The following is a 14,089-nucleotide window of genomic DNA, read 5'->3' on the forward strand; positions in this document are numbered from 1 at the left end:
CCCTTTATCGTTTATAAAAACCTTTGTGCTTTTGGGCGTAACATTCCTGCAATACGTCCACCAACACCTCTTGGTCGATTTCTTCCAAGGTAGCATACCGTAGGGATTTGACCACTTTTCGGTTCTCCGTAACCATTTTATCCAAATGCAGGGTCAAATGGGCCGAGTTCCAAAATGCGATGTCCACATAGCGTTTTTTTTGGGAAACATTCAAGTAGCAAATGGGCTGTTTACCCGCATAAAAACAAGGAATATTCCATTTATACTTCATATCCACTAGGGGCACTACTGATTCGATTACCGCTTTTAGGTGCAATAAAATGCTTCTAAAAGGTTCTTTTTGGTTGATAATATAGTCTTCGGCTGGATTCATAATCGTCAACTACTACGCCTTTACTTACGTTTGAACAATTTCTTCACCAACTGCATCAACAGCACGGCCACAAGACCAATCGCCAATCCCAGTACAAATTCCTTTAACATGGTGGGCCAGGAAGGAACTAAATGATGAAAAAAGTCGATGTTATGGTTAAAAATTCCACCCGATACCAAGAGTAATGCCAAGGTACCTACAACGGATAATCCTTTAATGATCTTGGGAAGTGCATTGACCAACACTAGGCCTACCTTATCTGAAAAACTATCCGTTCGCTCATTTAGGTTGATGAGTCGATACCCATAATCATCCATTCTGACGATCAATGCCACAATACCGTATACGCCAACAGTGGCCAACAGCGCCACCACGGAAACCGTCACGATTTGAATGGTCAGGGTTTCATTGACCACGGTACTCAATGCAATTATGACAATTTCCACGGAGAGGATAAAATCTGTAATGATGGCCTGTTTGATTTTTTTCTTTTCCAGCTCGGGCAATTCCTCCTCTGGAACTTCCGTGGGATCGTCATACTGCTCTTTCTCCTTTCGATGGAATAGGTACTCGTATACTTTTTCCGCTCCTTCATAAGCCAAATAAATACCGCCAAGGATAAGAATGATGGTGATGGCTGTGGGCAAATAAGCACTAAGCAAAAAAGCCACGGGGAGAATGATCAATTTGTTCAAAAAAGAGCCCTTTGTTATGGCCCAAAGCACGGGAATCTCCCTGCTGGCCAAAAAGCCTGTCGCTTTCTCTGCATTTACGGCCAGGTCGTCGCCCAAAATGCCCGCTGTTTTTTTGGTCGCTACCTTGCTCATGGTCGCCACATCGTCCATGAGGGCGGAGATATCATCCAATACTGCAAAAAATCCAGAAGCCATAGTAATATTTAATGGTTAGTGTATTCGTCTTCTTTGAAGACAAAATAAACAAATACCTCACTAACAAACTGTATGGGTTATCTTAAAAAATTAGAAACTTAGGGATTTAAGCGCCTTCCATGGACAACAAAGTGGCTGCCCAAATGATTAAGGAAGAAAAGAAGATTCCGATGGTATTGGCTGCAAAGGCTTCGCGCTTCTTCATTTTAAAAAGATAGGCGGCGATACTCCCGGCATAGACTCCGGTTCCCGGCAAAGGTATCATCACAAAAAGTACAATCCCCAAAAAACCAAAGCGCTGTATCTTTTTTCCTGAGCCCTTTTTGGCACGTTGCCCAACAAAAACGGCCGACTTTTTATAAAATCGCCATTTGATCAAGTGGCGGTTGATGTATTCCAGAAAGAACATCATGAGGGGAAACACCAGCACATTGGCTCCAAAGCAAACGATAAACACCAGATATTCATTGGCACCTTGGTAAATCCCGTAGGGAATACCAACTTTTGCCTCTCCGAATGGGGAAAGGCTCCAAAGTGCCGCTATGAGTAAATCGATATGCAAGTTGTACAGGTTTAGAACTTGCAAAAATATTCAGGTTTAAGCTAACCTGCCCTCTCAAAACCCTTAAATATTTACTAATTGTGATTTTAGAATCGGCCCATGGTGATTTACGCCACCGAAGAGAAAGGACCTCCATTGATGACCACATCAAATTCGGGCAGCAGTTGGCGAATATATTCGATGGGTGTTTTTTCGGAAATATACCCCCATTTTTTATCCACGTTCACATCAAAATGAAAACTGGTAAAGTCGGTATCCTCATCCAAACGGGACAACAAAAACCTTGTGATTTTTGGCCGTAGGCTGTATTCCATATCGATACAGGTCCGTTGCATTGCAGGACTGTCGTCCCCAGAAAATACCCAATTGAACTTCACGTGCCTTTAAAAAGTTTAAGAGATACAATATACTAAAAAACAACCCATTACCAACTTTTCGGGAATGTTTTTGGATATACGATCACCCTTGTCCGTCCACATAATCCTGAAGGTAGGCGTAGCGGGGGGTCAGCCTTCCATTTTGGGTCATGCGGGCCCTATGGAGAATGCCATCCTTATCGCTGTTAAAAAAGGAAGGGATAACGTGTTTGGAGAAGGCTTCTCCAAAACCAACGCTGGCATCCCGTGGCAACTCGCAGGGAAGGTTGTCCACGGCCATTACGGCAATGGCATTATCTGTCTTAAAATCTGTTTCCGATTCGGTTTCCGGGTCATAGCCGTAAATGGGCTCCGCTATGGTGGAGGGACGAATGGTACTGGCCACGGGACCATCGATATCGCAACTGATATCGGCCACTACTTTTATCTTAAAATCGGGATGTTTGGCATCTTCGCGTGTGTACAGGTAGGGTGCGCCATCCCCATAAAAATGCCCAGCAATATAAAAATCGGTAACCTTGGCGTAGCGAAAAAAGTCGGACTGATACTCTCCCGGATTTTGAAAAAAATCGGCTTTGTTACCTTTTATCCCATCCTTGCGTTTCACATAGTAAGAAACATCGATTTGGCAGTACACGGGTTCTTGAAAATTAGTTGTAAGGTATTCGTTCGAAGAAACCTCCCTCAATCCCATGGCGTCCAACATTTCTTTGGCGCCGTTGCCCACACGACCTCTGCCCGTTAGCAATATCTTAATGTTGGGCAGTTGTATTTTCTTGAGTTCCGCAATCAACGCTTGTTGGTCCAAAAGTGATTCGGCCTTGGGCAATTGGTAGCGGTCGTATTTAAGACCATAGGCCCTAAAGCCGTTATAGGCACCAACAATACCAGCATACCGGCCAAAGGCCACCAATCTTGCCCCTTTGGAATTGGTGATGACCTCGTGGTCGTACAATTCGATGTTCTTTTCTAAAATGGCTCTTAGCAAGTCCCGATTATAGGGCTGCTTTTTGATGGTATGGGAAAAGAAAAAGTATTTTTTGTTGGGAATCAGTGCATCGATAGGAACTTCCTTTACGCCGAGCAGCACATCGCAGGAATCCATATCGGTTACCACAGGGATACCTTTTTCGGTATATTCACTGTCCGAAAACACCCGAATTGGGGAAGATTCCACGTTAATTTCGGCGGCTGGGTATTTGGAAAGGACATTTTGGCATTCTGCTGGTGACAGGACCACCCTACGATCGGGCGGATTTTTGCGCTCCCTGATGATTCCGAACTTCATATGGTATTTTTGGTATAATTGTTGACCAAAATAAGGGGAAAAGGTTGGGCAAGCAAACTTTTTATGGTTTGATGGTTATGCCTTACCTTTGCCGACCGCGTTAGGGATAGAGGAAGGTACCATGTACGGCCGATAGCCCGACCCAAATATGGCTTTGGCCAATTTGGGTAACGCCCAAAAATTATATATGTTCGGTAGGAACAGAGTTCTTTGATAAAAAGGTGAGTTTAATTTAGGATTATTGGCCCTTCGACGTAGTTTATGCTGAGCGTAGACGAAGTACTCAGGGCATAATTCGATAACGCAAATTGGAAATTTGCTATCTCATTACGGGGCCGACCGGTTTTGACAGCAAGACCAATGGCGATGTAAGCATGCCGAGCGCTGGGATATAGCTCGTTAATCTCATGTTTCACACTTTTAATTGGCGAAAATAATTACGCTCTTGCCGCATAATCTGAATTATAGTAGGATATGCCTCGTCCCTACAAGGTAGGGAAGCGAGATGTTCCTGAATAGCCCTTGTTGACGGCGATTCGTTTAGGAGCACCAAAAAAGTCAACAAAAGGGTGTTCGTTCGCTTTGGCGACACCTCTAAAACCAAAGAAGCTAAGTGTATATTAGGCCGTATCTGGTCAGGTATGCATCGAAAATGAAGCAGATACTAAGCATGTAGAAAGCATGGTTATTGCTTGTTTGGACGAGGGTTCGAATCCCTCCGGCTCCACTACACTCAAGAAACCACGCCAAGGCGTGGTTTTGTTTTTTATGGAATGTCAAAACGAAGTTTTGTAAATGAATAAAATACAAAACATGGAGCTTCTGCTTCGTGGTTTCTTATTTGCAACATTGGTTAGGAGGAAGGAACGAAGTTAATCCCTCCCGCTCCACTAAATCATTATCAAAACAACACATTAAACCTGTAAATTACTGATTTACAGGTTTTTTATTTTTTGAAATTGGGCACCTCTTCTACCCTTACATACGGATATTGCGCCACTTTTTTAAGTTGGTAATAACTGTTAAGACCCGAAATACCGGTGCTCTGTAGTTGTTCCAAATCAATATCGCCAGATTCCATAGCCGCATCTGGCAAAATAAGATGGGCTATCTCACCGATAACCAAGGTTGTCCCGTTCATAGGAATAGGAATCATATCCTTTAAGCGCATTCCCATTTTAATTGTGCTTTCCTTTACAAAGGGAGCTCCGAAGTCTTGAATATATTCCTCTGTGAATCCACATCGCTCAAACTCGGAGACAGCGCGATCAAATTTGGCCGAAGTATAATGGGCCCGTTCGATAAAATCTGGATGGATATGGTTAATGGTGTACATGCCATTTTCTTCAATATTCCGCAGCGTATGCCCAGAATCTTCAGTTTTGGGCCTGGCCACAAAACCCAATAGCGGCGGCTGACTTCCCAAATGCACCACCGAACTGAAAACTGCCAAGTTGGTGGTTTGATTTCCATCCATGGTACCAATGAGATTGGCGGGTTTGATTCCCGTTATGGAATTAATGATCTTGAGACGAACCACTCGGTCCAGCTCCAAAATATCCTTATTTGAATACTGCATCCTTTTTGTTTGACGATTTCGGATTGACGACCACCATTGCTTCTTAGCTACATGATCCTACCAATCGAATGAAATCCTTTTCTCAGACAAAGATACTTTGGAATTTTGGACCGATAAACCGAGTCCTATCCCAATTAGAATTTAAGTTTCCCGTCCTTGTCCCACAAACCCCAATACGCACCTACATCACCTTCGTCACCAATTTTCCAAGCTTCATCAAAAGAAGAAAAATAGAAGACCTCGATATTGTTTTTTTGTGACCAGACTTGGGTGTCAATAAAATACTTCATGGCATTTGCCGCAGAGGGATGTGCTCCCTTGAGTCCTTCACCTTGACTGGGCCATCCTGTTTCGGTAATGATCACTTTTTTTCCCTGACCTGCATCCGAGGCCTGACCATACATTTGTTGCATATGGTTCAAGGAATATTCAATGGGACAGCCTTCCCAATAAGGATAGCAATTGGAAAGGATGACATCGCAGGCGTTGGTAATGTTAGGTCTGTGGGAAAACTCGTAGTAGGCATCCACATAACCCACGGTGACATCCGGGAGTGCCTCTTTTACCGTGTGGATGTATTCCAGCAATTGCTCCTCCGTCAAATCTCCTCGATACATGACCTCGTTGCCTACTGCAGCGATATCCACATAACCTTCCTTGGCCAGTTTAATGAGACCTTCCACTTCTTTGGCGTTCAATTCCATATCCGAGCCCAACCAGGCGCCCACCAAGGTTTTCATGCCCAATTCTTTGGCTACTACAGGAACATGTTCATTCCCTTCAATACAGGAAAACGAGCGCACCCATTGGGTATATGGCCTTATGATTTGCATCCTCCGTTTAACCTGTTCCTTGGAAATAATATCACCGGGACTTTGTCCGTCCTCGTAGATACTGAAGCAAAGCCCGTGCATTCCGCTCTGCACTGTTTCCAACCATAGCTCCCTAAGCTCCTTTTCGGTTATTTTATCCAAATCCAGTCCCAAACCGTCGGTATACCCGGCTTTGGACAACGAAAATTGATGTTCCTTTCTGTATGACATATGCTATTTTTTGATTAGAGTTCGCCTCTGCGGGCTACAAGCTGCTCCTTGATTTCCTTGGCTCTCTGTTCGGATAAACTGTACTTCCACATCACCCAAATGGCAACTGCGGCCGTGGATGACGGTATAATGATATCGGCAATCCTCAGTCGGTTCATGGTTTCCAAAGTCTGTTCTGTAATATTCGGGTCAAAGCCCACGATTTTTAGGATAACACCTCCCAACACAAGAGCAATGGCTTGTCCGAGTTTCACCATCCACCAATAAATGGCACCAAAGGTGCCTTCCTTACGTGGCATACCATTTTCCAATTCATCCAAATCGCATACATCGGCGGTCATGGACATCATCAAGGTAAAGAGTCCTCCCATTCCGAAGGCAAATAAAGGTATGGGAACAAAGATGAGCCATGGGATATCGTTATCGGGGTTGATGGAGAACCAAGACATTCCCACATCGTTCAATATAGGGTTTAGGTACTCAAAAAGTGACCCTACTCCCGCAGTCAAGCTTTTACCAAAGCCTGTTTCATTGAATTGATTGTTCAGTTCTTTATCAAATCCCCACCACTTTAAAAGATAACCAACAACGGACAATGCGGTAGAAATGATGAAAGCTCTCTTTTTACCCCATTTGTTGGACATTTTAGTGATAATGGGTATCACCAAAAACGCCGTGATCATCGCATTAATGGTATTGAACCAAGCTGGCCAAGTCCCTGCCATTTCATAACTCCCACTGTACATGTAGAACACGATGATAAAAACCCCGAAAGCGGCTACCAATTGGAAACCGTTAAAAACCAGAAATGTGGCACCGCACAACTTCATAAAGGGCTTGTTTTTGGAAACCTGCACTATACCCCTGAACAGTTCTTTCATATTGGACCACAAGGTTTTAAAATTGATTTCTTTTCTGTTTTCCATGTGGGCCGCATCAATCCCCTTACAGAACAAAGCGGGCAGGATGCCGAACACCACACACATGGTCCCCACTATCAATGCCATGGTCCTTACGCCCTCTGTCTGTGTATTGAAGGTATTGGAGTCAGGAATGATGACATAAAGCCAAGGAACAATCATCCATGCAATTTGCCCCATACTGTTGGCAAAACTCATTAACCTCGTGCGTTCGTTGTAATCGGAAGTCATTTCATAGCCCAGACCCACCAATGGGGTGGCAAACATGGTATTTCCAACCAAAAACAGTATTTGAATGACCATAACATGCCAGATAATGTACGTTTGGGAGGCATTATCATCCAACTGCCACATTAAAAAGAAAAGCACACCACTGATGATGGCTCCTAAGAAAATGTAAGGCCGGCGTCTTCCATATTTTGATTTTGTATTGTCCGAAATGAATCCCATAATAGGGTCGGTGATCGCATCAAAAATTCGCGGTAGACCTCCTAAAAGTCCGGCCCATAAGGGGTCTACCCCCCACGCGGTCAACAAAAAGAACTGTATGAACACTCCTAGCGTACCCGGTAGGATATTCAAGATGAAATGACCTGCCCCAAAAGCGGCCTTTTGCCCTACCGGGACTTTGTCCTTTGAAAGTTTTTTTACGATTTCCATGATTGTTTGGTTTAGTCAGTTTTTGTGCTTGTCTGTGGTTTTTTATTGATGGTCAGTGTTTGTATGGCATTGGCTGAGATACGTATATTTTTGCTCGCTCCGTTCAAGGATAGCGCAAACCGCTTCTCCTCGGAAGTTTGGTTGAGTACCACGGCAACAATAGACCCATCGGGATTCTGTGCTGCTGTTACCTGTAAGGTTTCATCGGAATTTTCAAACCCAATACGAAAGGCTCCGGGACGGATATACCTACTAAAATGTTGTAGCGTATGGAGCAGGGGCGTAAAATAAACCTCATCTTGGTCAGGATCTACAATCACAGGGGCCACACACCAATTTTCGAACCAATTGGGGCCTCCTTGCCTATCCAAAACCATGTTCCAATCTACCCAACCGTCTACCCAATTGTTCAGGCAGCCAATAATATCCCGGGCATACCGATAGACCGGAACGTATTTGGGATGTAAATGTTTTTCGCTTTCAGGGGCCCAATCCCAACCCCAATCGGTTGCCTCTTTGCTCCAATACCAAGCATCATCTTTCCATTTGGGAATTTCGGCATCCACGCAGGCTTCCGTTTGGATCAAATGCTTATCAGGTGCCTTTTGATGGGCATATTGCAATGCATCAGGAAACACTTCGTAGGTACTGGCATACCAATGTATGGCGGTCCCATCAAAATATTTGGAAGTGGATTCGTCACGATACATACTGTCTACCCAAGTATCCAAATGCTCCCTATTCTGATCATACCCCAATATTTTGACCTGATGTCCATCCTTTTCCAATTGTGGGCCTAAATAATCCCTTACAAATGCGGTCATTTCATCTGGGGTAAAATGCATACTCTCCCAGTTGTTATCGTTGCCCAAGGGTTCGTTCTCCACGGTAATTCCCCAGATAGGGATGCCTTCCATGGCGTAAGCCTCCACATATTTTGAAAAGTAGAGTGCCCAAGTGCTTCTGTATTCGGGCAGCAACTTTCCTCCTCTCCAATCGTTGTTGTCCTTCATCCAAGGCGGTGCCGTCCATGGTGAGGCGATAATCTTGAATCCATCTTTGGAGATGGACATGGCCTCTTTGATCATGGGCACGAGGTCGTCCCTATCCTCATCAATGGAAAAATGCTCCAAGTTTACATCATCCGCCGCATTGGCGTAGGCATAATTGCCAAGGGAAAAATCGCAGGAATTGATGTGGGTTCGGGTCAATGAGTATCTTGCTCCGTTTTCGCCAAAATAGGCTTCCAAGATTTTCCTTCTATTATCTGTTCCCATACGGTTCAGCAAATGGGCCGAGGCTTCCGTAAAAGAACCTCCAAAACCGGTTATGGTTTGGTATTTTTCATTGGGAAGAATGCGAATCTGTGCTTTGGGTTCAACCACCTCATCCATGGAAACAGTCTCCAGCTTATTTCCGTTTGCGGAGGTTTCAACGACTTGAACTTCTAAGAGTTTCTCTTTATCCCCACAGCTTATAACGAGTGCTATCATAACCGCCCATATGTAGTGTTTTCCCAATTCCATAACTTGATTTTAATGTGACTCCATCTCTGCCTTTGTTGGCGGCACAGAAACGGTTTCCATTAAAGCTTCCAAATTGCCATCATAGGTTTTGACAATAGGGTTGCCATTTCGAGTGAGCCCTTTAAAAACGCCTTGGTCCACCATATCCCAAAGCGGATACTTCGCTTTTCCATCAACCGTGAACAACCCGAAATGATTCTCCGATCCATTCGGATTTTGTGCATCTTTCCATGGTTCGTTGAAGGCTTCAAAATAAAAACAGGATATGTTGGCTTCTGTGGTCCAGTCGCGCATCAACTTATGGTACATGGCCTGTTTGTATTCGTCCGTCGCCCTGGAACCTTTTGGCCCATAAAAGCCATTGGAAACCGAGGCCCAACCTGTTTCGCCAATATGTATGGGTTTATCCACGCCCAAGCTTTTCATGTAGCTGGAAACACTGTCATATTGTTTTTGGGCAAATTCGAGGGCACGTTGCATGGCCGCGTCCACTTGCTCCTTTTCAGAAAGTTCGGAGTGCTGCTCGTCCTGCAACCAAAATTCAGGATTGTAATGGGTATTGTGATATGGGTAGGTATGCATGGAAATGTAATCTACCGCCTTGATCAACGCCTCTAGGTCGGGGGTATGATATGCTGCATCGCCACCTCCCCATGATGCAAAATCGTCGGAGCTGGTAATCCATAAGTCCTTGGAAAGTTCACCATTGGCTTTAAGTTCTTGCAAGTGGTTGACCCATTTTAAGATCACATCGGGCTGCACGTAGTAGCTTGTTGCCCATTTGACCATGGCCTCATTGCCCACAGCCAATACTTTGACGATATCCGGATACTGATTGGCCAAATTCACCGCCCGTTCAATTTCAGCAGCGTTGGCTTCACTTTCCACATTATGGTCCGGCTCTTGCCCTGTCCAAGCGTTTTTACAATCGATCCAAGCACCCAACATCACATACATTTCAAAGTTGGGATCTTCTTGTTTGAGTTCACGAATAGCTTTGAGTACATTGGAGGCGTGGGGCAGTTGCACATTATAGGTACGGATGATCCCAATACCCATAGCGGCCAATATTTTCATATCCTCCTTAAGCTCTGCCACGGTAGGCTGGGCTTCCCTTGTAGTTTTGCGATATCCACCATACGAAATGGCCGTATAATCAGGGTTTCCCAGAATATCCGCTGCGGTCAGTTTTGTTTCTTGGTTCACTGTATTGTCTTTATCTGCTGTTTTGATTTGGTCTTTACATGCGAAGCACAATAAAACCATCAATATCAAACTGCCTGTTTTTAATTGTCTTCCCATGAAATCATATTTTATAGTTAATGGATGATGTAGCTATTTTAATCGCTTTTCAGTGATGCCCACCTTGATCAATTTGATGTGCCCAGTCCTGCCGAATAGTTCCGAACTATGTTCTTTATCCAAAGTCAAACCATCAAGTTTCATTTGTGAATCATCTCTGAACACCAATTGCACTTCTTCCTTTTCCGCAATAATATATTGGATTGGAACTTGGCAATAGGTGAAGCCCAACGAGTTTTTTTCAAGTTGGATATGCGCCGTACTCCCGTCCAAATCCACATATTCAAAAACTGCAAGCTGTTCCAAAAATTCGGTCTTTCGAAGCATGCATGGGTCAAAAAACAGTTGCCCATCGGAGACAAAAACACCCAATTCCCCAAAACGGCTCAAAATATCTTCCTTCACTTGACCTGTCATTCCAGGCTGTTGTGCTCCCTTACCTGCTGATGTGTGTGAATAGGGATCGGTTGGAAATGCCCCATAAAGTTTCGGTGGCTTATGGACCCCGATTCCCTCCATGATCTCATAAAAATGCTCCAACAACTTGCCAACGGTGACCTCATCATCATCGTTTCTGATGGCCTGCAGACAGGTTTCCTCTACGCTCAACAACAATTTGGAAACCATGTGCCAGTAAATGGAGCCAAGTCCTTCATAGCCATAAAATGTTCCTGACCTACCTGTAAAGGACTTGTGGTCAAATAACTCCTCGAATAGATCCAATATTTTTTGACGGTCTTTTTGGACCAAGTGCCCATATGCTTCTACAGGCAACGCTGCCAAGGCTGCTTTAAGGCTTTCAGCATTGTTGAAACTTCCATTAAAATGATAGGTTCCCTCCACACTTTTGCCGATGACCGCTGTGTTTTCATCCTCCACCAGTTTCTGCAGGAGATCAGATTGTTTGACCTTTTCCGGCGGAATGATGTTTTTTTCGCAGAATCGGGGCAGTTCCTTGTTGGGATAAAGCAGGTAACTGTATTGGTCTTCCCGAAAAAGCGCGCTGCTTTTTAAGGCATCCAGCACCTGAAGTGATGCTTTCCCATCAAGATAGCCCGAACTGAGCACAGCGACCTGCCCTTCCAACATTTCAGACAGATAGGAAATGGAAACCTCCTTATCATTTTTGATGGTTATCAAATTGTAGGCGTGATACAACTTATCTTCCCGTTGATTGGCCTGTATGCTATGCTCCAAATATTCCAAGGATACTTCTATGAAAGTCCCGAGTTTGGCCTTATCAATTGGTTTGTTCTTTTGTTGAAAGCCATTGTTGTAGATGGCACTTCGGAATCTGCTTCCTGCCATGCCCAACCCATCCATCATCGCCCTTCTATCGGTATCGCTTAGGTTAGCTTTCAGTTTGTTGTGGTCTTGCAACAGGGTCTGGGTCACGGATTCAAAGAAAACTACAAGTTCTTCCGAAACGCTGAATTCCGCTTCCTCAAGATTGGCAACCATTCCTTGGAAAAACTTCAAGAAACGCCTCAAATAATACAGTGTCACCATGGATACCCCATTGCCCACCAAGGCATTGTTGGCATCGTTCCACTCCGGTCGTTGGGTATTCATCCAAATACCCGCTTCAGGAACAAAGTTTGACATTTTGGAAAGTACGGTCGCCAATATTTTCTCCAGCAGATTCACGTGGTAAATGGAGTCTTCTTTACCCATTAGCAAGGCCGCATCGGCTCCAATCCTTTCTCGCTCCTTGTTGATATGATGGTCCAAATCCTCATCAAATACGATGGTATCCTTCGGGTTCTTCAAAATCTCTTCGTACGATTTGATTTTGTAGGGCACATTGGCATACACAAAGATTTTTTCGCTAAAAGATTTTCCAAGGGTCTGTGGATAATGGCTTTCCATCAACTCCAATAATTTGAGCAAATAGATGATTTGATGGTCGCCCCAATATCCAATATAGGACCAAGGGTCGTCCGGTTCAATGATCTCCCAGTCAAAACCGTCCTTGGTTACTCTATAGGGGTTATAACCATCAAAGGTCGAAGCGTTCAAAAATTTATAGATCATGCTTTCCAAAAAGCCGGGGTAAGAAACGGCCAGGGCCTCCCAGTTTTGGAAAATGTCCCTCCAGTTGCCCTCATAATCCAGGAGTTTTTTACCATCATCCCCGCGGGTATTGATGGAAAACTTGTTCCATGGCCTACTCGGGTCACCATGCCGTCTACTAAATTTGAGCGGCAAGTATTCCATGGCCAACCTCTTAAAATCGGGGTTGTCATCCGTACCTACCTTTTCCCGTAAAAACGCCAATGAAAATTCTTGGGGAAAACGCTCCAACAATTCCTTTTTAAGGTCGAAAAGCGGCTTATTGGCTTTGCGGATATAGGAACTAAAATCGTCACGTTCCATTTGGTAACCGTTATCAAAAATACCGCCCCGCATAATATTGAACAGCGTATTGGAGAAATGACGGGCATCCCGCATACTATCGGCCGTACACTGAAGGGCATCGGAGGCGCCTGCCAATTTCAGGAGCTGTTGTGTTCCTTTATCAATGTCGGTTTCTATTTTGTTAACGAGGTCACTTTGGCTTTTTAGGTTTTGTTTGATGGCACTGACATCGATTCTGGATTGGTTGACCTCTGCAACCAACATCCATTGCTTCTCCGCTTTGGGATTTAAATGGATTTCCGTGTTCACAAAATAAGCCCCTTTCTCTGCTTTTACATCCGTTTCCTCTTCCAAGGGCATTCCATTTCTAAAGGCATCCAATTGGAGTGACGATACCAGGTGCTTTGCCTTGTCCAAGCCTACGGACCAAACCGTTGTGGCTTTCAATGCTTCACTGGGCTCCGCTTTATCGACAATGATGGCACTCAGGGCAAAAATTCCCAACCCAACGTCAGGTTCCAGTTGGTTCCTCTTATAGGCATCGACCAAATTACTACTGCCATTTTGGGTTGCAGAAGGCACACCGTAGGGCAGTACATTTTGGATACCGTCCAACAACTCACAGGACAACTCGTGGTCTCCATGGTTGATCAAATGTGATTTCTTTACAAATCCATAGGTCTCACTAAAGCTCCATTGATATCGGAACGTAAGCCCTAAATCGTTATTGATTTCCTCAAAAAGGATTTTATTCCCATAGTTGCTCTTGTACAGGTTTCTTTGGATTTGGTATTGACCTGAAAAACAGTTGGAAAACGGTTCCCAGAGGTATTTTTTTGATTCTGACCGAACCCGTATGATGGTTTTGCTTCCTGTGATGGCAGCGGATTCGGTGATTTTATCGTCCGTGTAATATGGAAAAAGGGCCGATTCGGCATTCTTGCGTCCGGCTGTGAGTGCACCGTTGCTGGAAATAAACATCCAGTGATCGGAATGGCTCACGATACTCATAAAAAATGGGCGCATCCCATCGCAGTTGGAAATTTTATAGTACGCCTCATCACCCAAGGTCACCGATGTACCTTCAACAGCTTTAGCTTCCGTTTTTAATTTTGTTCCTGCTATGTACATATCCTTTTGGTCCATAAATCCATCACACCTTTATTAGTTCTGATATATGTAGAAAAGCTGGCAAGTAAAAATGGTTTTGC

General features: G+C 44.3%; 11 protein-coding genes and 1 other RNA gene. 1 reads left to right on the forward strand and 11 read right to left on the reverse strand.

Going from position 1 to position 14,089, the window contains the following annotated elements:
• Positions 1 to 4 precede the first annotated feature (4 nt).
• From GGE08_RS08185 to GGE08_RS08205, 5 genes are all read right to left on the reverse strand, one after another.
• The gene (locus GGE08_RS08185; RefSeq protein ID WP_179384408.1) at positions 5 to 373 is read right to left on the reverse strand and encodes a DUF1801 domain-containing protein; all 369 of its coding nucleotides are present in this window, start codon (positions 371 to 373) and stop codon (positions 5 to 7) included.
• Between the two features lie 20 nt (positions 374 to 393).
• Complete coding sequence (locus GGE08_RS08190; RefSeq protein WP_179384409.1) at positions 394 to 1,263, reverse strand: DUF808 domain-containing protein; 870 nt, start codon at positions 1,261 to 1,263, stop codon at positions 394 to 396.
• Between the two features lie 106 nt (positions 1,264 to 1,369).
• The gene (locus GGE08_RS08195) at positions 1,370 to 1,849 is read right to left on the reverse strand and encodes a COG2426 family protein (protein WP_409553488.1); all 480 of its coding nucleotides are present in this window, start codon (positions 1,847 to 1,849) and stop codon (positions 1,370 to 1,372) included.
• Positions 1,850 to 1,932: 83 nt separating this feature from the next.
• A complete protein-coding gene (locus tag GGE08_RS08200; protein WP_179384410.1) occupies positions 1,933 to 2,202 on the reverse strand; it encodes a hypothetical protein in 270 nt (89 codons plus the stop codon).
• An 82-nt stretch (positions 2,203 to 2,284) separates the two neighbouring features.
• A complete protein-coding gene (locus tag GGE08_RS08205) occupies positions 2,285 to 3,490 on the reverse strand; it encodes an NAD(P)-dependent oxidoreductase (RefSeq protein WP_179384411.1) in 1,206 nt (401 codons plus the stop codon).
• Between the two features lie 331 nt (positions 3,491 to 3,821).
• Between GGE08_RS08205 and ssrA the strand changes: the two genes are divergently transcribed.
• Positions 3,822 to 4,220, forward strand: a transfer-messenger RNA (tmRNA) gene (gene ssrA / locus GGE08_RS08210).
• Positions 4,221 to 4,436: 216 nt separating this feature from the next.
• Here ssrA and GGE08_RS08215 read toward each other — a convergent pair.
• The 6 genes from GGE08_RS08215 to GGE08_RS08240 form a co-directional block, all read right to left on the reverse strand.
• On the reverse strand, positions 4,437 to 5,069 hold the full coding sequence (locus tag GGE08_RS08215; RefSeq protein ID WP_179384412.1) for a flavin reductase family protein: 633 nt from the start codon (positions 5,067 to 5,069) through the stop codon (positions 4,437 to 4,439).
• 134 nt (positions 5,070 to 5,203) lie between these two features.
• Positions 5,204 to 6,112, reverse strand: a complete 909-nt coding sequence (locus tag GGE08_RS08220; RefSeq protein ID WP_179384413.1) for a glycosyl hydrolase family 17 protein — start codon at positions 6,110 to 6,112, stop codon at positions 5,204 to 5,206.
• A gap of 14 nt (positions 6,113 to 6,126) precedes the next feature.
• Positions 6,127 to 7,692, reverse strand: a complete 1,566-nt coding sequence (locus GGE08_RS08225; protein WP_179384414.1) for an MFS transporter — start codon at positions 7,690 to 7,692, stop codon at positions 6,127 to 6,129.
• Positions 7,693 to 7,703: 11 nt separating this feature from the next.
• Positions 7,704 to 9,218: a glycoside hydrolase family 30 protein gene (locus tag GGE08_RS08230; RefSeq protein ID WP_179384415.1), complete on the reverse strand. Its 1,515-nt coding sequence runs from the start codon at positions 9,216 to 9,218 to the stop codon at positions 7,704 to 7,706.
• 9 nt (positions 9,219 to 9,227) lie between these two features.
• Positions 9,228 to 10,520 carry a glycosyl hydrolase family 17 protein gene (locus GGE08_RS08235; RefSeq protein ID WP_179384416.1) on the reverse strand — a complete coding sequence of 431 codons (1,293 nt, stop codon included), beginning with the start codon at positions 10,518 to 10,520 and terminating at the stop codon, positions 9,228 to 9,230.
• Between the two features lie 33 nt (positions 10,521 to 10,553).
• Positions 10,554 to 14,024, reverse strand: coding sequence for a hypothetical protein (locus GGE08_RS08240; protein ID WP_179384417.1), 3,471 nt, complete (start codon positions 14,022 to 14,024; stop codon positions 10,554 to 10,556).
• Positions 14,025 to 14,089: the final 65 nt, after the last annotated feature.

The organism is Allomuricauda sp. ARW1Y1 (genome assembly GCF_013407935.1).
Taxonomy (GTDB): domain Bacteria; phylum Bacteroidota; class Bacteroidia; order Flavobacteriales; family Flavobacteriaceae; genus Flagellimonas.

Bases quoted from the DNA above. Each gene is read 5' to 3' on its own strand.
- GGE08_RS08185 (WP_179384408.1), bottom strand. From the start codon at position 373: ATGAATCCAGCCGAAGACTATATTATCAACCAAAAAGAACCTTTTAGA.
- GGE08_RS08190 (WP_179384409.1), bottom strand. From the start codon at position 1,263: ATGGCTTCTGGATTTTTTGCAGTATTGGATGATATCTCCGCCCTCATG.
- GGE08_RS08205 (WP_179384411.1), bottom strand. From the start codon at position 3,490: ATGAAGTTCGGAATCATCAGGGAGCGCAAAAATCCGCCCGATCGTAGG.
- GGE08_RS08215 (WP_179384412.1), bottom strand. From the start codon at position 5,069: ATGCAGTATTCAAATAAGGATATTTTGGAGCTGGACCGAGTGGTTCGT.
- GGE08_RS08220 (WP_179384413.1), bottom strand. From the start codon at position 6,112: ATGTCATACAGAAAGGAACATCAATTTTCGTTGTCCAAAGCCGGGTAT.
- GGE08_RS08225 (WP_179384414.1), bottom strand. From the start codon at position 7,692: ATGGAAATCGTAAAAAAACTTTCAAAGGACAAAGTCCCGGTAGGGCAA.
- GGE08_RS08230 (WP_179384415.1), bottom strand. From the start codon at position 9,218: ATGGAATTGGGAAAACACTACATATGGGCGGTTATGATAGCACTCGTT.
- GGE08_RS08235 (WP_179384416.1), bottom strand. From the start codon at position 10,520: ATGGGAAGACAATTAAAAACAGGCAGTTTGATATTGATGGTTTTATTG.
- GGE08_RS08240 (WP_179384417.1), bottom strand. From the start codon at position 14,024: ATGGACCAAAAGGATATGTACATAGCAGGAACAAAATTAAAAACGGAA.